Here is a 24,105-nt window from a genome sequence, read left to right on the forward strand (position 1 = left end):
TCAGCCCAACCGCTCCTCGGAGCGCCGGATCTCCGGCGTCAGCAGCCGTTCGATCTCGGCGAACATGGCGCTGGAGGCGGGATCGCCCATGTCGCGCGGACGCGCGCCCTTCACGTCCATGATCTTCATGAAGGACGAGCACGGCCCGACCGACATGATGGCGATCCGGTCCGCCAGCGCGATCGCCTCGGCAATGTCGTGCGTGACGAACACGATGGTCTGGCCGCTGCGCTGCCAGATGTCCGTGAGGATGGCGTGCATCCGGCGACGGATCATGGCGTCCAGCGCCGCGAACGGCTCGTCCATCAGAAGCACGCGCGGCTCCACGGCGAGAGCCCGCGCGATCTGGAGCCGCTGGCGCATGCCGCCGGACAGCTCGGCGGGAAACTTCGTCCGGTGATTGTTGAGATCGACCATCGACAGGTAGCGGGTGATGATGTCGTCCCACTGGCTCCGCGGCACCCGGCGCGCGCGCAGGGCGAAGCGAACGTTCTCCTCCACGGTCAGCCATGGCAGCAGCGCCGAGCCCGCGTCCTGAAAGAACATCATGCGGTCGCGATCGGCGCCCTTCACCGGCCTGCCATCGAACATCACGCTGCCGGCGCTGACCTCTTCGAAACCGGCGAGGATGTTGAGGAGCGTCGACTTTCCGCAGCCCGACGGCCCGAGCAGGCAGAGAAATTCGCCGGCCGCGATATCGATGGAAATCCCCTCGAGGGCGACGTACCCACCGGGCTCTTCACCGTACACTTTGCGCAGGTTGCGAACTTCAAGCACGGAAGACGCCCTTTCTCGCACGATGGCGCGCGTCGGAACCTGTTGGACCTGTCGCGATCAAGCGCCGTCCATCGGCGCGTAGCCCCACAGATCGACCACCAGCTCGCAACCCGGCACGGGGCCTGGAGGCAGGCGGACGGCCTGGAGCGGCACGGGATGATCCGGCAGCACCTCCTGCCAGACCTGCTGCGACGCCAGGAAGCCGCCGAAATCCTCGTAGAAGTGCTGGGCCCGGACCACGTTCGGCAGCGCGCTGCCGCTCGCCTCGAGAATGCGGCCGGAGGCGGCGAGGATGGCGCGCATCTGCTCGCGGGCGGAGCCGCCGAACGGCTTGAGATGGCCGGCCCGCCGGGCGGACGGGATCAGGCCGTCCTCGTCGGCGGCGTAAAGGCCGGACAGGAAGACGAGGTCGCCCGCCCGGACGGCGGCGGGGCCAAGCCGCATCGGCCTCGACGCCTCGTCGTCGATGACCTGCTTTTGCGTCGCGCCGTCGTCGCGCAGCGCGATCAGGTTGATCTCGATGACGGCATCGGAAAATCCCAGCCCGGACGTGGTGACGACCGTCAGCGCGCAGGGATTGTCGCCGAAATGGCGATTCCAGACGTCCATGAAGTTCGGCAGGTCGGCCGGGTCCGTCAGGTAGACCTGCGCCTTGACCGCGTTCGCCAGCGAGCTGCCGGCCGCCGCCAGCGACGGCTTGAGCCGCGAGGTGATGAGAAACTCCGTCTGGAGACGGACATCCGTGCCGTTCCATATCGCCTTGGCCGGGCGATAGGCGGGCCCGGCAAGCTCCGACATCGCCTCGTTATTGGCCATCTGGCCGGCGACGAACACGTAGTCTCCGGCCGCGACGGAGGTGGCGAACCCGGAATGCTCGGGCACCGGCACGTCGGGCGGGATCGCCCGACGCGGCTCCATGTCGTGTCCCGGCAGCACGGCGATCAGCGAGACGTCCAGCGCTGCCCCGTCGACGAGCAGCTCTTCGGCGAGCACCGACGTGCTGGGCGGAATCAGGCTCCCGAAACAGGCCTTGCGCGCGTGATGGTAGGGGTCGACCGCGGCGGCCGTGGGATAGAACTGATCAAGCCGGACGGCGTTCGACAGGGGGGCGCCGCTCTCGTCGAGAAGCGCGACCATCCGCCTGAGGACGGCGTCGCCTTCGCGGCGATGCCGCGGCAGGCCGGCCAGCGGCAGGCCGGGGCGGCCGAGGACCTCCGGCGCGAGACCGTTTTCCAGATCCCCGCCGAACAGGCCGGACAGGAAAACCCATCGGCCCGCCTTCACCGCCGAGCACACCGAAAACCCGAAACGTTCGCGCGGCACGACGCCGAACTGCACAATATTTGGCATGGCCTATCTCCGTGGCAAAAATTGAATAAGTCACAGAGAATGGTGTCAATATCGAGTTGGAAAATTATATAGCATAGTATTTTCAATATGTTACTAGAACTGTCTTTATCTGACCAATACGAATTGGTACATTATTGGTTCACATCCCGGAGGGTCACGAGATGGCGGATCAGCTTACGGTCGTCCGCGCGCTGCGCCGGCGCATCACGTCCGGCAAGTATCCCGGGCAGAGCAAGCTGCCGCCGGAACGCATGCTGGCCGAGGAGCTGGAGGTCAGCCGCGGGACGTTGCGCAAGGCGCTCAACGTCCTCGAATCGGAGGGGCTTATCTGGCGACATGTCGGCAAGGGCACCTTCGTCGGGCACCCTTCCGTGCGCGTTCCTCTCGCCTTCGAGCTCTCGACCCTTTCGATCAGCCCGCGCGAATTGCTGGAAGCCCGGCTGATGTTCGAGCCCATCATCGCCGCCCGGGCCGCCCACTCCGCGACCCATGCGGACATCCAGTACATCCGCAAATGCGTGACCAAGGCCCATCACGCGAGCAACTGGGAGAACTTCGAGCTGTGGGATCGCACGCTGCACCGCGCCATCGCCGCAGCCACGCAGAACTCGGCGTGCGTGATGTTTCTCGATATCGTCAACAAGGCCCGGGAGAATGACGACTGGAGCCGGACGCAGCTTCCCCCGCTGGGCTCGAACATCCCGGTCCGCAGCCGCGCCATCCATTTCGATATTCTGGAAGCCATTACCCGGCGCAACGCCAGCGCGGCGGCCCGCGCCATGAAGCTGCACCTGGAACGGGTCCGGGACGTCTATTTCCGGGACGAGCTGAACGCCGACAACTTCCTCTGAGCCCACGCGGTGACGCCCGGCCGCTCGAATGCCGGGACGGCGCCCCTGCCGCAGGACGAAGCTCAGGCTTGTCTCTCATAGACCGCGCCCGCTAGCCGCCCTCCGCCCCGCGAATGGCCGACGCGCCTTGCCAGGCTCTGCGGTGACGGCTGCCGGACGACGCGTCGACGCTTCATCGATCTCGAAAGGAATGCCCACCTCGGCCCTTCGAACTCGGCCGATCGGCTTTCCGCGTGACATCCGAGCCGCGATCGGCCGCCAACACCGGAGCGCCGTGACATGGCGCGTCGGCGCGCCGACATCGGCTCCGGTCACGCCCCTGATTGGCACGCTCATTGCATAAGCCCTCACGCGATATCCAATATATTGCATGTCGGGTTTGAGTGAGGACCAGCAGGTGCATCGACCACTCGCACTTGGAACAGAGATCCGGCCGATCAGCCGAAAGGACGCGGTGCTCGAAACGCTGCGCCGGGCGATCAGCGAGGGCGAACTCGCGCCGGGTCAACGGCTTGACCCCGCCAGCATCGCGCTGCAGCTCCGGTGCAGCCGGATGCCGGTGCGCGACGCCATCAAGGAGCTGGAGGCGGAGGGGCTGGTCGTCTCCTACCCCTCGCGCGGGACCGAGGTGTCGCGGCTCGAGCGTTCCGACATTGAACAGATTTTCGGCATCCGCCTCGCCCTCGAGAAAGTGGCGCTGGAACGCGCGGTCTTTCGCATGGGCAAGGAGGACCACGGCGCGCTGCACGACCTGCTGCTGCGCATGGACGAACCGTCCGACCTGAAAAGCTGGCTGGCCCTCAACGAAGCCTTTCACAGCCACATCGCCCAGGCCTCGGGCTGGCCGCGCCTGGTGACCCAGATCGAGCGCGAGCGGCGCAACATCGACCGCTATGTGCGGGTGCGGGTGCGGGTCGACGGACACGAACAGCCCCAGCGCGAGCACTGGGAACTCTATCAGGCCTGCGTCGAACGCGACGCGGCACGTGCCTGCTCGATTCTTGAGCGGCATCTGAACCGAACAGCCCAATTACTAAGTGACGAAGGAGTCTCCCCATGAGCAAACCGGCGCTTATCGCCAAAGCCGCCCCGGAGGCTCCCCGACCTCTGCTGGCCAAGCTCGACCGCGTGAGCATGCAGTATGCGAGCGGCACGCTGGCCTTGTCGGAAACGTCACTGGACCTCGCCCAGGGCGAATTCATCGCCATCGTGGGGCCGAGCGGGTGCGGCAAGTCCTCGCTTCTGAAGCTGATATCCGGCCTGCATCCGGCCGCGAGCGGCACGGTCACGGTCGACGGCCAGCCCGTCACCAAGCCGATCGACATCTGCGGCATGGCGTTCCAGAACTCGACGCTGCTGCCCTGGCGCACGACGCTCGACAACGTGCTGCTGCCGCTCGAGATCGTCGCGCCGCATGCGCGCCAGATGCGCCGCAACAGGAGCGAATACGAGGACCGCGCGCGGGCCATCCTGAAGATCGTCGGCCTTGAAGGTTTCGAGCGGAAATATCCGTGGGAACTGTCGGGCGGCATGCAGCAGCGCGCCTCGCTCTGCCGGGCGCTGATCCACGATCCGCGCCTGCTGCTGCTCGACGAGCCGTTCGGCGCGCTGGACGCCTTCACCCGCGAGGACCTGTGGGAAGTGCTTCAGCAATTGTGGCTGGACAAGCGCCCGACGGTCATCCTGGTGACGCATGACCTGCGCGAGGCCGCCTACCTCGCGGATACGATCTACGTGTTCAGCCCGCGCCCCGGGCGCATCGTGGCGCAGACCAGCGTCGACTTTCCGCGTCCGCGCACCATCGACACGACCTATCGCGCCGACTTCGTCGATCTCGTCCACACGCTTCGCACCAAGATCGCGCGGCACTGAGGATCCGTCATGTCCTTTCTGAACCAGAAGGCCCTTCCCTGGGTCATCACCATCGGTTTCTTCGCGGTGTGGGAACTCGCCTGCATCGTCTTCCACATCGACCGCTTCATCCTGCCGCGTCCGAGCGAGATCGCGGTCGAGATGGTCGACAAGTGGAACGCGCTGCTGATCAACTCGCTGCAGACCTTCTACACGACGATGGCGGGCTTCGCGGTCGCGGTGGTCGTCGGGCTGTTCCTCGGCATGCTGGTGGGCGCCTCGCCGACCGTCTATCGCGGCCTCTATCCGATCATGGTCGGCCTCAACTCGATCCCGAAGGTGGCAATCGTCCCGATCCTCGTGATCTGGTTCGGCATCGGCACGATTCCGGCCATCCTGACCGCGTTCTCGATCGCCTTCTTCCCGATCATGGTGAACGTGGCGACCGGCCTCGCCACCATCGAGCCGGAGCTTCAGGACGTGCTGCGCGCGCTCGGCGCCTCGAAGTGGCAGATCCTGCGCAAGGTCGGCCTGCCGCGCGCCATGCCGTTCTTCTTCGCCTCGCTCAAGGTCGCCATCACCCTCGCCTTCATCGGCGCGGTCGTCGCCGAGACGGTCGCCTCCGATGTGGGCATCGGCTACCTCATGATGTCGGCGAGCGCGCGTTTCGACGTGCCGCTGGTGTTCGCCGGCCTGCTGGTGATCGCCCTCATGGGCGTCGTCATGTACGAGGCCTTCGCCATGGTCGAGCGCCGCGTGACCTTCTGGGCGACGCGCTCCAGCCAGTCCGCCTCCTGAAAATTCAGTAAAGCAAAGTCGTACCATGTCACTCGTGCTGCCCAAACATAACAGATACGCCTATTCGCCGATCTATGAGCGCCCCGATTACTCCTGGCCGCAGGAGAAGCGGCTGGCCTTCTGCGTCGTCACCAATCTCGAGGTCTACGCCTACCGCAAGGGAACCGGCTGGGACCCGGCCAAGATCGGCGAGCCGCAGAACCAGCGCAATTACGCCTGGCGCGACTACGGCAACCGCGTCGGCGTCTGGCGCCTGTTCGACCTCTTCGACGAGCTCAAGCTGCCCGCCGCCCACAACATCAACTCGCTGCTCTATGACGATCACCCGCAGATCTTCGAGCGCATCCGTGCCCGCGGGGACGAGCTCGTCGCCCACGGCCGGACCAATGCCGAGCGTCAGGGCGACCTTTGGGAACTCGACGAGGCGCGCCTTATCGACGACGTGACCAGCGCCATCCGCGCCAAGGAAGGCGCCGCCCCCAAGGGCTGGATGGGGCCGGCCGCCTCGGAGAGCAACACGACGCCCGACCTGCTCAAGGAAGCCGGCTACAAATATGTCATGGACTGGCCGGCCGACGATCAGCCCTTCTGGCTGAAGACGCGCTCCGGGCCGCTGCTGTCCGTTCCCTATCCGGCGGAACTCAACGATTCCGCCTCCATCATCCACCGGCGCAACACGGCCGATCAGTTCGCCGACATGATCGTCGCCCAGTTCGACGAAATGATCGAGCAGTGCGAGAGCCAGCCGCTGGTGATGACGATATCGCTGCACGCCTTCGTCATCGGCCAGCCGTTCCGCATGCCGGCGCTGCGGCGGGCCCTGCGTCACTGCGTCGAGCATCCCAGGCGCGACCGCGTCTGGTGGACGACCCCGGGAGCCGTGGCGGACCATTGCTACGCGCTGCCGGCGGGCATCGTTCCCGGCGAAGGCCCGTCCCTGTGAAATCTCCCTCCACTCCATCGAAGAAAAGGACCGCCATGCGCGCTCACGTCACCGCAGCCCTTCTCGCTGGCATCTGCATGCTGTCGCCCGCCTCGGCGCAAACCGTCGAGAAGCCCGATGTGAAGATCTCGTTGGACTGGGCATTCCAGGGCCCGCAGTCCGTCTTCCTCTATGGCGCCGCCCTCGACGAGTTCAAGAAGCGGGGCATCGACGCCACCATCGACCGCGGCAGCGGCTCCGGCGACACCATCACCCGTGTCGCCTCCGGTGCGTACCAGTTCGGCTGGGCCGACATCGCCACCATGGTCAAGTTCAACGCCCAGAACCCCGGCAAGGAGCTGGTGGCCGTCTATGTGACGGGCGGCAACTCGCCGCTCGCCGTCGTCACCGTGAAGGGTCGCGGCATCGATACGCCGAAGGATCTCGCTGGCAAGACGCTGACCGCCACCGCCGGCAGCGCCGCGCTGGCGCTGTTCAACATCTTCGCGAAGGACGCCGGCTTCGATCCCAAGTCGGTCACCTGGAAGCAGGTGAGCGGCGCCCTGCGCGAGCCGATGATGGTGCGCGGCGAGGCGGACGCGGCGGCCGGCTTCACCACCTCGAGCGTCATGAGCGTCGTCGAGCTGGGCGTGAAAAAGGACGACGTCGAGGTCTTCAAGTACAACGACTACGGCCTGAAGCAGTACGGGACGGCGCTGCTGGTGCGTCCCGAATTCGCCAAGGAGAACCCGAAGACCGTCGCCGCGGTGGTCGCTGCCGTGAACGCCTCGTTCATGGACGCGATCCGCAATCCCAAGGCGTCGGTCGAGGCGATCAAGGCGCGCGACTCGCTCGCCAATCTCGACATCGAATGCGTGCGTCTGGTGGACGGGCTGCGCGATCTCACCCTCACCGACGAGTTCAAGACCAAGGGTATCTCCTCGGTGGACGACGCCCGCATCGCCGCCTCCATCCAGGAGATCAAGGACGCCTACGAGTTGAAGGCGGACATTCCGGCCGACAAGGTGTTCACCGACGCCTACCTCCCGGCGCAGGCGGAGCGCATGCCCCCCGCGCTCGGTAGCTGCGAGTGACGAGAGAGACAAATGAGCGATGACATCGGCGCGACGCTTCGCGCCCGAGCCCCCTACACGCCCATCCACAAGCGGCCCCCGCTGCATCTGCCCGGAGATGCACGGGTTGCCGTGTGGACGATCGTCAATGTCGAGAACTGGTCACCCGCCGCGCCGATGCCGCGCACCGTGCTGCCCCCTCCCATGGGGCAGCCTCTCCTTCCGGACGTGCCGAACTGGGCCTGGCACGAATACGGGATGAGGATCGGCTTCTGGCGGTTCCTCGAAACGCTGTCCTCGCGAGGGCTCAAGGCAAGCTTCGCCGTCAACGGCACCGCTTGCGAGATCTATCGCGAGGCGTGCGAGGCCGCGCACGAGGCGGGCTGGGACTTCATGGGGCATGGCTTCATCCAGCGTCCCATGCACCGGGTCGAGGACCAGCGCCAGGCGATCGCCGACACGATCGAGGCGATCCGCAAGATGACCGGGGCGCCGCCGCGCGGCTGGGAAAGCCCCGGCCTCACCGAGACCGACGAGACGCTCGACCTGCTCGCGGAAGCCGGGATCGAATATGTGGCGGACTGGGTGCTCGACGATCAGCCCATTCCGCTGAAGACCCGCACCGGCAACATCGTCTCGGTGCCCTACACGGTCGAGATCAATGACGTGGTGATGAGCGCGGTGCAGCTCCAGCCGTCGGACGAGATCCTGCGGCGCGGACGCGACCAGTTCGACCGCCTGTATCTCGACGGCGAGAAGGCGCCGCGCGTCATGGCGATCACCATCCACCCCTATCTGACCGGGGTGCCGCACCGGATCAAGTATCTGGAAATGCTCTACGACTACATCCTCGGCCACGACAAGGTCGTGATGTGGACGGGCGCGGAGATCCTGGACTGGTACCGCGGCCAGACGGCCTGAACGGTAGAACGGCGATCCCGAACCAGACGGATCGGGATCGCCACCTCCCCCGCATCGAAAGACGCCGGCGCCGCGCCCTCGTGCCCCGCTTCGGCGCCATCGACCCCGCGCGTCCTTCCCCGACCGCCGCCCCGCAAATTGCACCCGCCTGCGAGGAGCGCCGCGGCTCCGCTGGGGTGCCGAAATTCTATGCATCGACTGATTTAATAAGTCGCTTGACTGAATTTATGGAATTGGCACGCTTGGCGGCATTGAGCGATCCATCCCGGCAGGCTCCCGCGACGCCTCCGGCAACGAAGGAGCGGCATCGGTGGGCATCAAACGAGTACTTGCGGGCCTCGCCCTGGCGGCGGCCGTTGTTCCGGCCCTGCTTCAGGCTCCCGCCCTGGCGGACGAGCCGCTGAAGATCCGTATCGGATGGGGCAGCATGCCGGCGCACCTCATCCCCGCGCTCTATCAGGACACGTCGGCGCTCAAGCATTACGGCAAGAGCTACGTCGTCGAGCCGCAGCAGTTCAGCGCCAGCACGCCGCAGATCACGGCGCTCGCCTCCGGCGACATCGACTTCGCCGCCTTCTCCCCGTCCGCCTTCGTGCTCGGCGTCGTCAACGCCAATCTCGACCTGCAGGTCGTGGCCGACATCATCCAGGACGGCAAGCCCGGCCACTATTCGCAGTCGATCTATGTGAAGGCGGATTCGCCGATCAAGACGGTGCAGGACCTGAAGGGCAAGACCGTCGGCGTGAACGGCCTCGGATCCGCCGTCGACAACGCGCTGCGCGCCATGCTCGCCAAGAACGGCATGAACCCGAAGACCGATGTGCGCGTGGTCGAGACCAGCTTCGCCAACATCCTGCCCATGCTGAACGACGGCAAGATCGACGCCGGCCCGATCCAGCAGCCGATGGCGAGCAAGCTCGTCAAGGAAGGCAAGTACCGCCTCCTGTTCAATTCCGCCGATGCCATGGGCCCGACCCAGTTCGTCGCCCTCGTCGGGCGCAAGTCGTTCCTCGACGCCCACCGCGCCCAGTTGATGGACTTCTTCGAGGACCACGTCCGGGCGATCCGGTGGATCATGGACCCGAAGAACCGCGACAAGGCGCTGCCGATCATCGCCAAGGCCTCGGTGCGCCCGGTCGAGCAGATGAGCTACCTGTTCACCGACATCGACTATTACCGCGATCCCTGGGGCCTGCCCGACATCGCCGGCCTGCAGCGCGCCATCAACGTTTCCGCCGAGCTCGGCGTGGTGCCGAAGACGATCGAGGTCAGCCCCGACCATGTCGACCTGTCCTTCGTCGAGGAGGCCAAGAAGCGCATCGAGGCGAACCCCTGAGCCGGTCCATGGCCCCGATCCAGCAGCAGATGCCGGTCCTCGACGTAGGCGAGGACCCCTTCGAACGCGGCGAGACGCACGGACGCGTCTTCGCCGCCTCGGTCGCGAGCAATCTCGAGACCTATCTGCGCCGCTTCGAGGCTTCGGGCCTCGACCGCGACGCGGCGCGGGCGGAAGGCGCGCGCTGGCTCGCGGCCATGCAGCGCCAGAACGCGGACTATTGCGCCGAGATGGCGGGCATAGCCAAAGGTTCGGAGCGCAGCGAGGCGGAGATCGCGCTTCTCAACGCCCGCTACGAGCTCGCCTTCACCCTGTTCGGCAAGGACGCGCAGGCCCGCGAGGACCTGCTTTCCGTCGGCCCCGACGGCTGCACCACCTTCGGGCTGCTGCCCGAGGTGGCGGCGAACGGCCACACATGGCTCGGCCAGAACTGGGACTGGCTCGAAGGCGTGCACGGCCATTGCCTCGTGCTGCGGGCGACCCGCCGCCACGCGCCGAGCTTCCTGTGCCTGACCGAAGCCGGCATCGCCGGCGGCAAGATGGGCGTCAACGAATGCGGTGTGGGGCTGGTCGAGAACGGCCTCGCCTCCAGCCGCGACGGGGCCAACCCCTTCCAGAAGCCGTTCCACATGCGCTGCCGCGAGGTGCTCGATGCCGGGCGCTTCGACGACGCGCTGCGCCCGATCCTCGACACGAAACGGACCTGCTCGGCGAATTTCGTGGTCGGCCATGCCGATGGCGAGATCATCGATATCGAGACCAGCCCGGACCACGTCACCTATCTCTATCCGGACGGCGGCATCGTCACCCATTCCAATCACTTCGTGGGCACCGGCCACGGCGAATCGCAAATGGAAAAGGTCGGCCCGAGCACCCTTTTCCGCGCCGCCCGGCTGAAGCGCCTGCTGGCGATGAAGGGCGGCAAGCTGGCGCCGGACGACATGCAGGCGGCCGCGCGCGACACGTTCGGCGCTCCCAACGGCATCTGCCGTTCGCCCGACCCCCGCCTGCCGGAAGCCAAGCGGACCATGACCGCCGCCTCGGTGCTGATCGACCTCGGCGCGCGCACCATGCATGTCGCCAACGGGCCGCCGACCGATTTCGCCTACCACCCGGTCCCGCTCGATCCCCGGGGCTGAGCGTGGTCCTTTTCTTCCCGACACTGAAAGCTTGCTAAGGAGACGCATGGCGACCCGCTCCATCCGCATCGTCATGGACGGCGTGACCGGCCGGCTCGGACAGAACCAGCACCTCGCGCGCTCGGTCATGTCGATCGCCCGCGACGGGGGATTGCCGCTGGCGAATGGCGACCGGCTGATGCCCGAGCCGATCCTGCTCGGCCGCAACCCGGACAAGCTGGCCGCGCTCGCGCTCGCCCATGGCGGCCTCGAATGGACGACGGACGCCGCCCGTGTCCTCGCGGACCCGTCGGTGGCGATCTATTTCGACGTGGCGGCGACCGCCGGCCGCGTCGAGCGCGCCCGGCGCGCCATCGCGGCGGGCAAGCACATCTATCTGGAGAAGCCGATCGCGGGCGATTTCGCTTCCGCGGTCGGCCTCGCTTCCGCCGCCTCCAAAGTCGGGGTGAAGAACGGCGTGGTGCAGGACAAGCTGTACCTGCCGGGCCTCGCCAAGCTGGCGCTGCTGCGCGACACCGGGTTCTTCGGGAAGATCCTTTCAGCCCGGCTCGATTTCGGCTGGTGGGTGTTCGACGGCACGCTGCGCCCGGCCCAGCGCGCGAGCTGGAACTACCGCAAGGCGGCGGGCGGCGGGCTGGTCCTCGATATGTTCCCGCACTGGCGCTACATCATCGACCACCTCGTCGGGCCGATCCGCGCGGTGAGCTGCCGCTGCGCCACGCGCGTGCCGCGCCGCATCGACGAGAACGGGCAATCCTACGAGGTCGATGTCGAGGACGAGGCGGCCGCCACCTTCGAGCTCGAGGGCGGCGTGCTGGTGCAGGTCGGCAGCTCCTGGGCCACCCGCGTGAAGCGCGACGACCTGTTCCAGCTCCAGATCGACGGCACCGGAGGCTCGGCCGTCGCCGGCCTGCACGACTGCCGCATCCAGCCGGCCGCCGCGACCCCCAAGGCATTGTGGGACGTCGACGTGCCGCCGCGCACCGATTTCGACGCCGAATGGCTGGACGTTCCCGATGTCGGCCCGCATGTGAACAGCTACCGCCGGGGGTGGGAACTCTTCCTGCGCCATGTCATGGAGGGGACGCCCTTTCCCTCGCCGCTGATCGAGGGCGCCAAGGGCGTGCAACTGGCCGAGGGCTGCTACCGCAGCGACGCCGAACGGCGCTGGATCGAACTGCCGCCCCTCGACACCGAAGACGTCACCTCCTTTTCCAGATTAGTGCAGGCGTGAAATGAGCGACACCTACGGCTTTCGCCTCCTCGGCGAGGATCTGCTTTCCGGCTTCGGCGCCGTCGGCGAAGGCATGTCGATGCAGCTGACCGGCGACAAGCGGCGGATCATGTGGCTGGCCCATGAAGGGCCGCCGAAGAACTTCACCGGCGTCGACGTGAGCGATCCGCGCCGGCCGAAGGTCATCGCGCAGACCGACATGCCGCACGGCAAGGTGCGCTCGAATTCGCTCGAAGTGTGCGGCGACCTGCTGGCCGTCGCCTACCAGACCGTCGAACCCGGCATGACGCCCGCCGGCATTGAGCTGTTCGACATCTCCGTGCCGGAAAATCCGCGCTCGATCTCGTTCTTCGATTGCTCGGGCCCCTATTCGCGCGGCGTGCACTGCCTGTGGTTCGTCGACGGGCGGACCATCCACTTCGCCGGCGGCGCGGCGGATTTCCAGCCGCACGACCAGAAGGACGACCAGATCTACCGCATCCTCGACGTGGCGGACCCCGCGCGGCCGCACGAGATCGGGCGCTGGTGGATGCCGGGCACCCGCGTCGGCGACGACGCGCCCCGGCCCGAGCGCCTGCCGATCGATTCCGGCTTCCGCGCCCACAACACCAATGTCTACCCCGACCGGCCCGACCGGGCCTATGTCGGCTATCTCGACGGCGGCGCCTTCGTGCTCGACATCGCCGACATGGGCAATCCGCGCCTCGTCTCGGCCTGGAATCCCCACCCTCCCTATCCGGGCTTCACCCATACGGTGCTGCCGCTGTTCTCGCGCGACCTGCTTATCGTCTCGGACGAATGCGTGCGCGACGACGGCAAGGACTGGCCGAAGCTGACCTGGGTGGTGGATGCCCGGCGCGAGACCAATCTGGTGCCCATCGCCACCCTCCCGCTGCCGGCGGTGGAAGAATACGGCCCCCGCGGCGGGCGCTACGGCTCGCACAACCTGCATGAGAACCGCCCGGGCGAGGTCTCGTTCAAGTCCGACACGCTGATCTTCGGCACCTATTTCAATGGCGGCCTGCGCGTGCACGACCTCTCGAACCCGCTCCAGCCGAAGGAGGTCGCCGCCTTCGTGCCGCCGGCCCCGGCGGGCTCGCGCGTGCCGGCGGTGCAGATCAACGACGTGTTCGTCGACGAGAACATGCTGGTCTATGCCGGCGAGCGGCAGACGGGCGGCCTCTACATCCTCGAGCCGACCTTCTGATCCGCCATGGCGCCGGTTCCGGTCACCGTCCTCACGGGCTTCCTCGGCAGCGGCAAGACCACGCTGCTGAACCGGCTGCTCGCCGCCCCCGACATGGCGGAGACGGCGGTGATCATCAACGAATTCGGCGCCATCGCGCTCGACCATCTTCTGGTCGAGCAGGCGATCGAGAACACGATCACGCTGCAGAGCGGCTGCGTGTGCTGCACCATACGGGGCGATCTCGTCGACACGCTGCTCTCCCTCCACGAGCGCAGCGCGCGCGGCGAGATACCGCGCATCGCCCGCGTCGTGGTGGAGACGACCGGCCTCGCCGAACCCGGCGCGATCATCCAGACCCTCACCGAGGATCGGGTCTTGACGCCGCTGTTCCGCCTCCACGGGGTGGTGACGACGCTCGACGCGGTCAATGGCGCGGCGCAGCTCGCCCGCTATGCCGAGGCGGTGAAGCAGATCGCGGCGGCGAGCCTCGTCCTGCTCACCAAGACCGACCTCGCGGGCGAGGGAGAGGTCGCCGCGCTCAAGGAGGACGTGGCCCGGCTCAATCCGACCGCCTTGATCGAGGCGGCGGTCTCCGGCGACATCGCGCCCGACCGGGTCTTCGACGGCCCGGCATGGGAACCCGGCGATCACGACCCCCAATGGCTGCCGGCCACTCCGTTCGGAAACGCCCGCCCGGTGGCGGTGGCGCCCAGCCATCGCGGGCGCATGCGCTACCGCGACACGCCGACCGTCGAAGCCGTCTGCCTCACGCTCGACGATCCCGTCAGCCCCGAGGCGCTGTCGCTCTGGCTGTTCTCGCTGGTCTCGCTGCGCGCCGCCGACCTGCTGCGGCTGAAGGGCCTCGTGAACCTCGCCGGGCATGGACAGCCGGTGGCGGTGCACGGCGTCCAGCATCTCATCCATCCGCTGCGCGAACTGGCCGACTGGCCGGACGACGACCGTCGCACCCGGCTGGTGGTCATCGGCCGCGACCTGCCCGCGGCCGGATTGAGGGAAAGCCTGATGGCGGCCGTCCACGCCCATCCGGCGCGCGAGGCCGCCTGATGCGGTCAGAAGCTCACGCGCGGCAGCAAGGGTCCGCAGGGCAGCACTTCCCCGGCCCAGAAGGGCTCGCCGGTCCTCAGGATCGCCGCGAAATCCTCCGATCCCGTGATGTCGAGCACCGCGACGCCGGCACGCGTCAGCGCAGCCCGTCGTTCCGCGTCCCGGCGCGGGCTCATGGTGCCGCGGCCGACAAAGGCGACGCAGCGCCCGCCACCGGGAAAGAACGCGACGTCGACACGCTCGGCGGCGTGTCCGGAAATCGGCAGATGCGCACGCGGCAGCGGCCGCGGGGCCGAGAACCGGAAGTCGCGGTAGCCGAACAGCCCGCGATAGGGCGCGAGCCGCGCCTCGAGTTCGGTCCGCGCCGCCTCCACGCTGGCATCCACCCAGGCGAAGTAGTCCTTCACCAGCCGCCGGGCCGCGGCGTTCCAGGGGCCGCATTCGGCCTCGATCGCGGCCGAAAGCCCCTTGAAGGCGTCGTTCTCCGCGTCGAGCGGATCGCCGCTCCAGCGCACGGAATTGAGCCGCCAGCCGCGGCCGTCGGCATCGGGCGTCGCCGCCGGCGCCGTGTCGGATCCGGTGTCGGTGTCGCTCGCATAGGCCACGCGCAGCAGGCGCGGTGTCGTCACATCCATTCGTCACATCCGCGGCGGAGCTGATCCGCCGCCCTTTCCCGTCGCTTCAGGAGGCTGTTCCATGTCGCGCCACATCGTCTGCCTGACATTCGACTTCGACACCGCCTCCGGCTTCATCGCCCGCGGCCTGGCGACCCCCACCCCGCTCTCGCGCGGCGAGTTCGGCGCCCGAGTCGGGGCCGGCCGCATTCTCGACCTTTGCAAGCGGCACGCCATACCCACCACCTGGTTTACACCGGGCTTCACCATCGAGAGCTTCCCGAAGGAATGCGAGGCGGTGGTCGCCGGCGGCCATGAGATCGCCCATCACAGCTGGGCGCATGTGCCCCCGGCGATGCAGTCGCGCGAGGAGGAGGAGGCGGACATGGTTCGCGCCATCCAGTCCATCCGCTCGCTGACCGGCGCCGCGCCGCGCGGCTATCGCTCGCCCTCCTGGGACCTCAGCGCCAACACCATCGACCTGCTCGTCAAGCACGGCTTCGACTATGACAGCAGCCTGATGGGTGACGACTACGTCCCCTACAAGGCGCGCAATGGCGACGCGGCCAAGGTGGGCGAGGTGCTTCATTTCGGCACCGAGAGCGGGCTGATAGAAATGCCCATCAGCTGGACCATGGACGACCACCCGCATTTCGAATTCTACCGCACGCCCGATTTCCTGATGCCGGGCCTTCAGTCCCCGCGCCTGGTGATGGAAAGCTGGAAGGACGAGTTCCGCTACATGCGCCAGAGCAGCGACTGGGGCGTGCTCACCTACACCATGCATCCCTATGTGATCGGCCGCGGCTACCGGATGCTCGCGCTGGAGGACCTCGTCGAATTCCTCGCCCGGGAAGGCGCCGTGTTCATGACCATGGCCGAGGCCGCCAGGGAAGCGCGCCTGCGGCTGGAGGCGTGAGGACAGGTGCCGCCAACATAGGCGATCGATGATTAAATAAGTCGCTTGACTGAATTGTTGCCCGCGGCAGTATCGGTCCCGAAAGGCCTTCGCGATGAAAACGGCTGCCGTCGCCATCAACCGCCTGTCCTACAGCTACGCGGCCTCCGACGGGCGCAGCGTGCTTGCCCTGTCGGACGTGTCGCTCGTGGTCGAGCAGGGCTCGTTCGTCTCCCTGCTCGGACCGTCGGGCTGTGGAAAGTCGACATTGCTCTATCTGATCGGCGGCTTCCTGAAGCAGGAAGGCACCGCGATCCATGTCGACGGCGTACCGGTGACCGGCCCCGGCCCGGATCGCGGCATCGTCTTCCAGCAATTCGCGCTGTTCCCCTGGCGCACCGTGCTCGGGAACGTCGTCTACGGCATGGAGAAGCAGCGCGTTCCAAGGGCCGAACGGCTGGACCGCGCCCACAAGCTGATCCGCGACGTCGGTCTCGCCGGCTTCGAGGCGAGCTATCCCTCGCAGCTCTCCGGCGGCATGCGCCAGCGCGCGGCCATCGCCCGCACGCTGGCGGTCGACCCGGCCATCCTGCTGATGGACGAACCGTTCGGCGCGCTCGACGCCCAGACGCGCGGCATCATGCAGGAGCAGCTGAGGCAGATCTGGCAGGCCACCGGCAAGACGGTGATTTTCGTGACGCATGACGTGCGCGAGGCGGTCTATCTTTCACAGAAGGTGGTCGTCATGTCGAAGCGGCCCGGCACGATCAAGGAGATCATCGACACCTCGTTCGAGGGAAGCGAGGCCGATGCACGGGTGCAGAGCGCGGTCGAGGACATCTGGCAGCAGGTGAAACTGGAGTTCGCCGATGCGCCCGCTCACGCTTGAGAAGCACCCAGTGCTGGGCGGGATCGTCCGCTACAGCCCCCTGCTGCTGCTCGCCGCCGCCTGGGAGGCGAGTTCGCGTCTCGGGCTCGTCAACGAATACGCCCTGCCGCCGCTGTCGACCGTGCTGGTGGCCTGGTTCCAGTTCCTCAAGGACCCCTCGTTCTACTACCACGCGGGCATGTCGCTGATGCGCGCGGCGACCGGCCTGTCGCTGGCGATCGTGCTGGGGGTGACGCTTGGCATCTCGATGGCGAGCTTCCGCTGGGTGGAGGCGACCTTCGGCCCCATCGTGCAGATGTTCTACCCCATGCCCAAATCAGCGCTGATCCCGCTGACCATACTGTGGTTCGGGCTGGGCCACCTGTCGAAGATCTTCCTCATCTTCCTCGGCTGCCTTCTGCCGATGACGCTGTCGAGCTTCAACGGGGCCCGCGGAACCGACAAGGTGCTGCTGTGGTCCGCCTCCAGCCTCGGCGCCTCGCGCTGGAACCGCATCCGCGACGTGGTGTTCCCGGCGAGCCTTCCCTCGATCATGGCGGGCATGCGCACGGCGCTGGCGCTCGCCTTCGTGCTCTTCGTCTCGTCCGAGCTCATCATCGCCAATGAGGGCCTCGGCTATCTCATCCGCATGACCGGCGACGGCGGCCAGTATCCCGCGATGTTCGCCGTGGTGCTCACCGTCGTGTCGATGGGCTTTCTCGCCGACCGGCTCCTGATTGCGATCACGCACCGGGTGCTCAGATGGCGCGCCTGAACGTCGCCTGGCTCAAGCGCCTGCTGCCGATCATCGGGCTGCTCGTCATCTGGCAGGCGGTCGCCGCGTCCCATGTCACCAGCGCCTTCCTGCTGCCCTCCGTCGTGACGGTGGCGGAGCGCGTGTGGAGCGACATCGCCAGCGGCACCCTCGCGGGCAAGGTCGGCCTGACGCTCTATCGCGCTTTGGCCGGCTTCCTCATCGCGACCGTCGCCGGCGTCACCGTCGGCCTGTCGATGTCGATCCTGCCGGTGGTGCGGTGGTTCTTCGACCCCCTGATCTCGGTCGGCTTCCCCACGCCCAAGATCGCGCTGCTGCCGATCTTCATGCTCTGGCTCGGCCTCGGCGACGAGACCAAGATCGCGATGATCACCTTCGCCTGCTTCTTCGCCATCACGACCAATGCCTATGCCGGGGCGCTCGGCGTCGAGCGCGCGTTCATCTGGTCGGCACAGATGCTCGGCGCGTCGCGGCGGCAGATCCTGACGGACATCATCCTGCCGGCGGCCACGCCGCAGATCCTCACCGGCATGCAGATCGCCCTGCCCGTCTCGCTGATTTCCACCCTGGTCACGGAAATGATCATGGGCGGCGGCGGCCTCGGCGGGGGGCTTCTGGAAGCCTCCCGCTACGCCGACTCGCCGGGCGTGTTCGCCGCGATCGTGGAGATCGCCGCCGCTGGCGCTATCGTGATCAATGTGATGTTTGCGTTGCGCAAGCGCCTGCTGCGCTGGCACGAGGAAACGCAGACCCGCGATCAATGAGCGAACGGAACATGAGCGACATCACCCATCTCGACCGCAGGCGTGCCGCAGGCGCCCAGACCCGCCAACGGATCGTCGAGGTCGCCGAGAGCCTGTTCGCCAGCCAGGGCTACGATGCGGTCGGGTTGCGTGACATCGTCCGCGTCGCCGAGATCAACTCGGCGGCGGTTCACTATCATTTCGGCACCAAGGAAGCGCTGTTCCTCCACATTCTTCGCCTGCGCGCGGAGCCGATCGCCTCCGCCCGCGCCCAGGCTTTCCAGGCGCTGCGGGCGAGAGGGCCCCTCGTCCTGTCGGAGGTCATCGAAGCCTTTCTGCGCCCCGCGCTCGATCAGCCGCTGCACGAGCCGCGCCGGGCCAACTACGCCGAGCTTCGCGCCCGGCTGTCGGGCGAGCAGGAACCGGCGGTGCGGGCGCTGCTGGCGGAAATCTTCGACCCGTCGACCCGCATGTTCCTCGCCGCCATCCGCGACTGCCTGCCCGAGCTGCCGGAAAGCGAGATCTATTACCGCTTCCACTTCCTGCTCGGCACCATGGTCTACGCCATGGCCAATCCCGGTCGCATCCAGGATCTGAGCCTCGGCGACACCAATCCCTTCGACCTCGATGAGGTGCTGGCTCATCTGGTGCCCTTCATCGAGGCGGGATTCCGCGCCGCGCCCCTGCCGGCGGCCCGGGCCCGGAAGCGCCCGGCCGCTCGCAAGAAGCAGCCCTGACATCCAAGAAGCCGCAACGAGTTCACAGCAACCGAGGACATCATGGCAACGCATCGCGTCGGCATCATCATGCATGGTGCGACAGGCGGGCTCGCTCGCAAGCAGCATGTCGGCGCGCTCGCCGCGATCCGGAAGGAAGGCGGCCTTCCGCTGCCATCGGGTGACGTCCTCATGCCCGACCCGATCTTCGTGGGGCGCAGCGCCGAGCGGCTCGCGGCGCTGGTGGATGAGGTCGGCTTCGGCCGAACCGGCACCGACCTCGCCGCGGCGCTGGAGAATGCCGAGGACACGGTCTTCTTCGATGCCGCCGCGACTGCGCTGCGCTTCGACGTGCTGTCGAAGGCGATCGATGCCGGCAAGCACATCTATTGCGAGAAGCCTATCGCCGGCTCCACCGCGCAGGCGATGGAGCTCGTCCATCGGGCGGAGAAGGCCGGCGTCAAGCACGGCACGGTGCAGGACAAGATGTTTCTGCCGGGCTTTGCCAATCTTGAGATGGTGACGCGTTCCGGCTTCCTGGGCCGCATCCTCGAGGTCCGGCTGGAGATGGGGCGCTGGATCTTCGACGGGACGCTGCAGGACGGCGGGCGCCCGAGCTGGAACTACCAGAGCGCGGGAGGGGGCGGCCTGATCCTCGATATGTTCCCCCATTGGCGCTACATGCTGGAGGGCCTGATCGGCCCGCTCGCGGCGATAAGCTGCCGCTGGCGGACCCAGATCCCGCGCCGCGTCGACGAGGCCGGCCGGCCCTATGACGTGGATGTGGAGGATTGCGTCTTCGCGCAGGTGGAGTTCGAGAACGGCGTCATCGGCTCGGTCAATTCGAGCTGGACCACGCGCCCGCGCCGGGACGCCGCCATCGTCGTCCAGATCGACGGCACCGAAGGCTCGGCCGTCGCCGGCCCGCAGATCTGCTACACCCAGGCGGGGGTCAATTCGCGCCGCTTCAAGCCCTCCGCCGACAGCCCGACGCCGGAAGACTTCTACGACGACTGGCAGCCGGTGCCGCAGAATACGGCGCCGAGGAACGGCTACCGGATGGGCTGGGAGCGTTTCCTGCGCTACGTCGCGGCGGGAGACGACGCGTATCCCTATTCGCTGAGGCAGGGGGTGAAGGGCGTCCAGCTCGCCGAGCTCGCCTATCGCAGCCACGAAGAGCGCCGCTGGATCGACATTCCGGCCCTCGCCTGAAGCACGTTCCCGGGCCTCGCCTTTCGCCGCGCGCCTTGAAGGCGCGGCGCCACGCATCGCCGCCGACGGGTTTCCCGGTTTGCCTGCCGGGTCCGACGGGGTTCCTGTCCTCGTCGGGCCGGCTGGCGGGCGTCGGCGCGCAGGGTGCCAAGCGTTTCCAACCGCGCATCGAATGCGGGCCGCGCCGGCTCACCGTGTCGAGCGCGATCGGCCAGCCCCCCGCGCGGCGGAGCCGCGCCCTGCCAATTGGCCCGATCTCCATACTCCTTTTCACATATTTTCTGTCGTCGGAAGACGTATTTCCGCTCCACGACCAGTACACTTCCAGATTATCTAATTAGGTACTACAATTACCGGCTCCGACGCTTGGATTTATCGCGGGCTTGCTCGATATTTATTTAGAAATATCCAGAAACAATTTGCAACGGCAGAGATGGACACCACGCAGAGTTCCCACCTGCAGACGCGTTCACTGTCCGCCGGATTTCCCTCCTCCGGCAACCGTCCAGCATCACCGGTCCTCGGACCCACCGCGCCATGGCCCGCCACCGGCACGCTTTCGCCCCAGCGAGCCGACGGCCTGTCGCCCACCTCGTCCCGCATCGCCAGCTTCGCGCTGATGACCCTGATCGTGATCCTCGCGCTGGCGCTGCGCGTGAGCGTGGCGCAGTCCTTCGCCGGCATGGTCGACGGGGAAGGCTCGGAATATCTGACCCTCGCGAAGAACCTTCTCGCCGGCCACGGCTATGTCGGCATCTCCACGCCCGGCGTGAACCTGTTCTTTCCCCCGCTCTTCCCGATGGCCATCGCCGGGCTCGGGGCGCTCGTCGACGATGTCGATCTCGCCGGGCGCATGCTGAGCATCGCGCTGGGCGCCGCCCTGACGATCCCGGTCTATTTCATCGCCCAGGAGCTCTACGGGCGCACCGTCGCCGTGATGGCCGCCAGCCTCGTCGCGGTCCATCCCTTCCTCGTCAGCCTCGCCACGACCGTGCAGGTGGAGAGCGCCTATGCGCTCGGCATACTGACGGGAATGGTCCTGCTGCTGCGCGCCTTCCGCGTGCGCACGGTGCTCTCCTTCGCGGTGGCGGGGCTGGTGTTCGGCCTCTCCTTCCTGGTCCGGGGCGAGGCGCTGGTGTTCATGCTGCTGGCGCTGGCCCTGCTGGCCTGCCAGTGCCTCGCCGTGAAGGCGATGCCGGCCGGAAAGCTCGCCCGGCGCGCCGGCGTCCTGCTGCTCGCGTTCGGCCTCGTCGCCGCGCCCTATGTGGTCTGGCTGTCGCAGCAGGTCGGGCAGTTCAAGCTGGAGGGCAAGAGCCCGCTCAACATCACGGTCCAGCGCGCCAAGCAGGCCGGCATCGGGGAATATGGCGGCGCCTTCCTCATCGGCCCGGACCTCGAGGAACAGGGCGCCTACAACGTCCCGAGCGTGGAGACGGTCCGCTCCTTCTCCATGACGCCTTCCCAGCTTGCCGATTACCTCGTCTCCAACACCTCCGAGCTGATGGGCAACACGCTGCGCACCATCACTACCTCGGGCAGTCTCGGCTACCCGCTGCTCCTTCCTCTGGTGCTGCTGGGCCTCGTCGCCTCGGCGTGGAGCAGCCGGACGCTGCCGGTGCAGCTTACCCTGCTCGGGCTGGTCGGCATGTCGATCTTCGCCACCTATTTCATCTACTTCACCAGCCTGCGCTTCTTCGTGCCGTTGCTGCTGTGCATGTGCATCTGGGCGGCGGCCGGGCTGTGGCGGATACGCGAATGGGCCGGCGAGACGGCGGATGCCGTCGGGCTGTCGCCACGCCTGTCATGGGTGGCCTCGGGCCTGACGCTCGCCCTGGCGGCGAGCGCGCTTCTCGCCCCGCCCCTGGTGCAGGCAGCGAATGCGCTGGTCTACACCCGCGACACGCGCCAGTTCGTGGAGCAGGCCCAGGCGCTGCAGGCGCCGGCCGGGCAGGAGCTGCGGATCGCCGCCGCCACTGCGGTGCCGAGCTATCACGCGCATGCCCAGCATGTCTGGCTGCCCTACACGGAGAGCGAGGCGACGGCGCTTCGCTACCTCGAGAAAAAGGGAGCCAATTTCGTCATCGTTCGCGGCGAGGACGGCCCGCGCGCGCCCTATCTCGCGCGCTGGGTCGCCCGGGGGATCATCGATCGCCGGGCGCAGCTCGTCAGCAAATTCGACGTCGGCCACGACGAGGTGAGGATCTATCGCCTCGACTGGAACTGAATACCTTCGCGGCCAGCCGGGACACGGACATGCTGAGCAAGGGATCCCTTCAGATCGAGGTGCCGGCCACGCTGACGAAGGCGATGGGCCAGGGTGAGCCGGTCATCGGGCCGCCGCTCGTCGTCGACCTCGACGGCACGCTGCTTCGTTCCGACCTGCTGGTCGAATCGGCCTTCGCCCATGTGGGGGCGAGACCCTCGCGCCTGCCCGTTCTGCTGCGCGCGCTGCTGCGCGGCAAGGCCGCCCTCAAGGCCGCGATCGCGCGGGAGACGCCGATCGACGAGACCAGCCTGCCCTATGACGAGCGCGTGCTCGAGCTCATCCACGATGCGCGGGCGCAGGGGCGGGAGGTCTATATCGCGTCCGCCAGCAACGAGCGCTACGTGGCCGCGGTCGCCGGGCATGTCGGGGCCGATGGCTGGTTCGCCTCCAGCGACAGCGAGAACCTGTCGTCCCACGCCAAGACGCGGCGCCTCGTCGAGGCGTTCGGCGAGGGCGGGTTCGACTATGTCGGCGACGACAGGGCCGACCTGCCGGTGTGGGCGACAGCGCGCGAATGCATCGCCGTGCATCCCTCGGCCGGGGTGAGACGCGCCCTGACGGCCATCAATGCCGACGCCCGCTTCATCGAGCCGCGCACGCACCGGGGCCGGGCCTGGTTCAAGCTGCTGCGGGTCCATCAATGGGCGAAGAACGCGCTCGTCTTCGTGCCGATGGTGACGTCCCACAATTTCGACCTCGGCTCGGTGGTGGCGTCGGTCGCCGCCTTCTTCGCCTTCTCCTTCGCCGCCTCGGCGATCTACATCCTCAACGATCTCGTCGACATCGACGCCGACCGCAAGCATCCCTCCAAGCGTCGGCGCCCGCTCGCCGCCGGCACGGTGCCGATCCTGACCTCGATCCCGGTCGCGGCCGGGCTGATGGGCGCTGGAATAGCCGTGGCGCTGGCGATCGGCCCGCTCTTCGCCGCGACGCTGCTGACCTATCTCGCGCTCACCACCGCCTACACCTTCTTCCTCAAGCGCAAGCTGCTGGTGGACATCGTCACCCTGGCGGCGCTCTACACGATCCGGATCATCGGCGGCGCGGTGGCGATCGACGTGCCCGTGTCCGAATGGCTGCTCGGCTTCTCGCTGTTCATCTTCACCTCGCTGGCCCTGATCAAGCGCTATGTGGAAATGGCGGCCCGGCTCGACGCCAGCCTGCCGGACCCGAACAACCGCAACTACCGCAAGGCTGATCTCGACATCGTCGCCGCGCTGGCGGCGGCGACCGGCTACAACGCGGTCACGTTCTTCGCGATCTACATCTCGTCCGACCACGTGCGCGCGATCTACGCCTATCCGCAACTGCTCTGGCTGGTCTGCCCGGTGCTCATCTACTGGCTCGGCCGCGCCCTTCTCATGGCGCATCGCCGGGACCTCGACGACGACCCGATCGTCTTCGCCATCCGCGACCGCAACAGCCACCTCGCCCTGCTCATCATCGGCGCCATCCTGCTCGTGGCGACGGGTCCGCTCTAGGCCCCCGCAACGGATCAACGGCACAG

General features: G+C 67.3%; 23 protein-coding genes. 20 read left to right on the forward strand and 3 right to left on the reverse strand.

Going from position 1 to position 24,105, the window contains the following annotated elements:
* Together NVS89_RS06485 and NVS89_RS06490 are read right to left on the reverse strand one after the other, a co-directional pair.
* Positions 1 to 777 carry an ABC transporter ATP-binding protein gene (locus NVS89_RS06485; RefSeq protein WP_258731774.1) on the reverse strand — a complete coding sequence of 259 codons (777 nt, stop codon included), beginning with the start codon at positions 775 to 777 and terminating at the stop codon, positions 1 to 3.
* A 57-nt stretch (positions 778 to 834) separates the two neighbouring features.
* On the reverse strand, positions 835 to 2,115 hold the full coding sequence (locus tag NVS89_RS06490; protein WP_258731775.1) for a RidA family protein: 1,281 nt from the start codon (positions 2,113 to 2,115) through the stop codon (positions 835 to 837).
* A 173-nt stretch (positions 2,116 to 2,288) separates the two neighbouring features.
* Here NVS89_RS06490 and NVS89_RS06495 point away from each other — a divergent pair, with 173 nt between their 5' ends.
* The 12 genes from NVS89_RS06495 (at position 2,289) to NVS89_RS06550 (ending at position 14,506) form a co-directional block, all read left to right on the forward strand.
* On the forward strand, positions 2,289 to 2,978 hold the full coding sequence (locus tag NVS89_RS06495) for a FadR/GntR family transcriptional regulator (RefSeq protein ID WP_258731776.1): 690 nt from the start codon (positions 2,289 to 2,291) through the stop codon (positions 2,976 to 2,978).
* A gap of 454 nt (positions 2,979 to 3,432) precedes the next feature.
* Entirely contained in the window at positions 3,433 to 4,038 is a 606-nt protein-coding gene (locus NVS89_RS06500) for a GntR family transcriptional regulator (RefSeq protein WP_258731777.1), read from the forward strand.
* Positions 4,035 to 4,850 carry an ABC transporter ATP-binding protein gene (locus tag NVS89_RS06505; protein ID WP_374114532.1) on the forward strand — a complete coding sequence of 272 codons (816 nt, stop codon included), beginning with the start codon at positions 4,035 to 4,037 and terminating at the stop codon, positions 4,848 to 4,850. The genes NVS89_RS06500 and NVS89_RS06505 overlap by 4 nt, the downstream gene beginning before the upstream one ends.
* 9 nt (positions 4,851 to 4,859) lie before the next feature.
* On the forward strand, positions 4,860 to 5,627 hold the full coding sequence (locus NVS89_RS06510) for an ABC transporter permease (RefSeq protein ID WP_258731778.1): 768 nt from the start codon (positions 4,860 to 4,862) through the stop codon (positions 5,625 to 5,627).
* A 25-nt stretch (positions 5,628 to 5,652) separates the two neighbouring features.
* Positions 5,653 to 6,570, forward strand: a complete 918-nt coding sequence (locus NVS89_RS06515; RefSeq protein WP_258731779.1) for a polysaccharide deacetylase family protein — start codon at positions 5,653 to 5,655, stop codon at positions 6,568 to 6,570.
* A gap of 35 nt (positions 6,571 to 6,605) precedes the next feature.
* Complete coding sequence (locus NVS89_RS06520; protein WP_258731780.1) at positions 6,606 to 7,643, forward strand: ABC transporter substrate-binding protein; 1,038 nt, start codon at positions 6,606 to 6,608, stop codon at positions 7,641 to 7,643.
* A gap of 12 nt (positions 7,644 to 7,655) precedes the next feature.
* A complete protein-coding gene (locus NVS89_RS06525; protein WP_258731781.1) occupies positions 7,656 to 8,543 on the forward strand; it encodes a polysaccharide deacetylase family protein in 888 nt (295 codons plus the stop codon).
* Between the two features lie 310 nt (positions 8,544 to 8,853).
* On the forward strand, positions 8,854 to 9,879 hold the full coding sequence (locus tag NVS89_RS06530; RefSeq protein WP_258731782.1) for an ABC transporter substrate-binding protein: 1,026 nt from the start codon (positions 8,854 to 8,856) through the stop codon (positions 9,877 to 9,879).
* 8 nt (positions 9,880 to 9,887) lie between these two features.
* On the forward strand, positions 9,888 to 11,018 hold the full coding sequence (locus tag NVS89_RS06535; RefSeq protein WP_258731783.1) for a C45 family autoproteolytic acyltransferase/hydrolase: 1,131 nt from the start codon (positions 9,888 to 9,890) through the stop codon (positions 11,016 to 11,018).
* 46 nt (positions 11,019 to 11,064) lie between these two features.
* Positions 11,065 to 12,252, forward strand: coding sequence for a Gfo/Idh/MocA family protein (locus NVS89_RS06540; protein WP_258731784.1), 1,188 nt, complete (start codon positions 11,065 to 11,067; stop codon positions 12,250 to 12,252).
* Between the two features lies 1 nt (position 12,253).
* On the forward strand, positions 12,254 to 13,459 hold the full coding sequence (locus tag NVS89_RS06545) for an LVIVD repeat-containing protein (protein ID WP_258731785.1): 1,206 nt from the start codon (positions 12,254 to 12,256) through the stop codon (positions 13,457 to 13,459).
* 6 nt (positions 13,460 to 13,465) lie between these two features.
* Positions 13,466 to 14,506 carry a CobW family GTP-binding protein gene (locus NVS89_RS06550; protein ID WP_258731786.1) on the forward strand — a complete coding sequence of 347 codons (1,041 nt, stop codon included), beginning with the start codon at positions 13,466 to 13,468 and terminating at the stop codon, positions 14,504 to 14,506.
* 5 nt (positions 14,507 to 14,511) lie between these two features.
* Here the strand turns inward: NVS89_RS06550 and NVS89_RS06555 are convergent, their stop codons facing one another.
* A complete protein-coding gene (locus NVS89_RS06555) occupies positions 14,512 to 15,141 on the reverse strand; it encodes a hypothetical protein (protein WP_258731787.1) in 630 nt (209 codons plus the stop codon).
* Between the two features lie 61 nt (positions 15,142 to 15,202).
* Between NVS89_RS06555 and NVS89_RS06560 the strand changes: the two genes are divergently transcribed.
* The 8 genes from NVS89_RS06560 to NVS89_RS06595 all read left to right on the forward strand — a co-directional run bounded on the left by NVS89_RS06560 (position 15,203) and on the right by NVS89_RS06595 (position 24,079).
* Positions 15,203 to 16,039, forward strand: coding sequence for a polysaccharide deacetylase family protein (locus NVS89_RS06560; RefSeq protein ID WP_258731788.1), 837 nt, complete (start codon positions 15,203 to 15,205; stop codon positions 16,037 to 16,039).
* Positions 16,040 to 16,133: 94 nt separating this feature from the next.
* Positions 16,134 to 16,907 (forward strand): ABC transporter ATP-binding protein, encoded by a 774-nt coding sequence (locus tag NVS89_RS06565; RefSeq protein WP_258731789.1) that lies wholly within the window; start codon positions 16,134 to 16,136, stop codon positions 16,905 to 16,907.
* The gene (locus tag NVS89_RS06570) at positions 16,888 to 17,661 is read left to right on the forward strand and encodes an ABC transporter permease (protein ID WP_258731791.1); all 774 of its coding nucleotides are present in this window, start codon (positions 16,888 to 16,890) and stop codon (positions 17,659 to 17,661) included. Before NVS89_RS06565 ends, NVS89_RS06570 begins: the two co-directional genes overlap by 20 nt.
* Positions 17,649 to 18,425, forward strand: coding sequence for an ABC transporter permease (locus NVS89_RS06575; RefSeq protein ID WP_258731792.1), 777 nt, complete (start codon positions 17,649 to 17,651; stop codon positions 18,423 to 18,425). Before NVS89_RS06570 ends, NVS89_RS06575 begins: the two co-directional genes overlap by 13 nt.
* Before the next feature lie 11 nt (positions 18,426 to 18,436).
* Complete coding sequence (locus NVS89_RS06580) at positions 18,437 to 19,141, forward strand: TetR/AcrR family transcriptional regulator (protein WP_258731793.1); 705 nt, start codon at positions 18,437 to 18,439, stop codon at positions 19,139 to 19,141.
* Between the two features lie 42 nt (positions 19,142 to 19,183).
* Positions 19,184 to 20,332 (forward strand): Gfo/Idh/MocA family protein, encoded by a 1,149-nt coding sequence (locus NVS89_RS06585; protein WP_258731794.1) that lies wholly within the window; start codon positions 19,184 to 19,186, stop codon positions 20,330 to 20,332.
* Positions 20,333 to 20,765: 433 nt separating this feature from the next.
* Positions 20,766 to 22,556, forward strand: a complete 1,791-nt coding sequence (locus tag NVS89_RS06590) for an ArnT family glycosyltransferase (RefSeq protein ID WP_258731796.1) — start codon at positions 20,766 to 20,768, stop codon at positions 22,554 to 22,556.
* Between the two features lie 29 nt (positions 22,557 to 22,585).
* Positions 22,586 to 24,079 (forward strand): UbiA family prenyltransferase, encoded by a 1,494-nt coding sequence (locus NVS89_RS06595; RefSeq protein WP_258731797.1) that lies wholly within the window; start codon positions 22,586 to 22,588, stop codon positions 24,077 to 24,079.
* Positions 24,080 to 24,105 lie beyond the last annotated feature (26 nt).

The organism is Ancylobacter mangrovi, from assembly GCF_024752355.1.
Classification (GTDB): Bacteria; Pseudomonadota; Alphaproteobacteria; order Rhizobiales; family Xanthobacteraceae; genus Ancylobacter; species Ancylobacter mangrovi.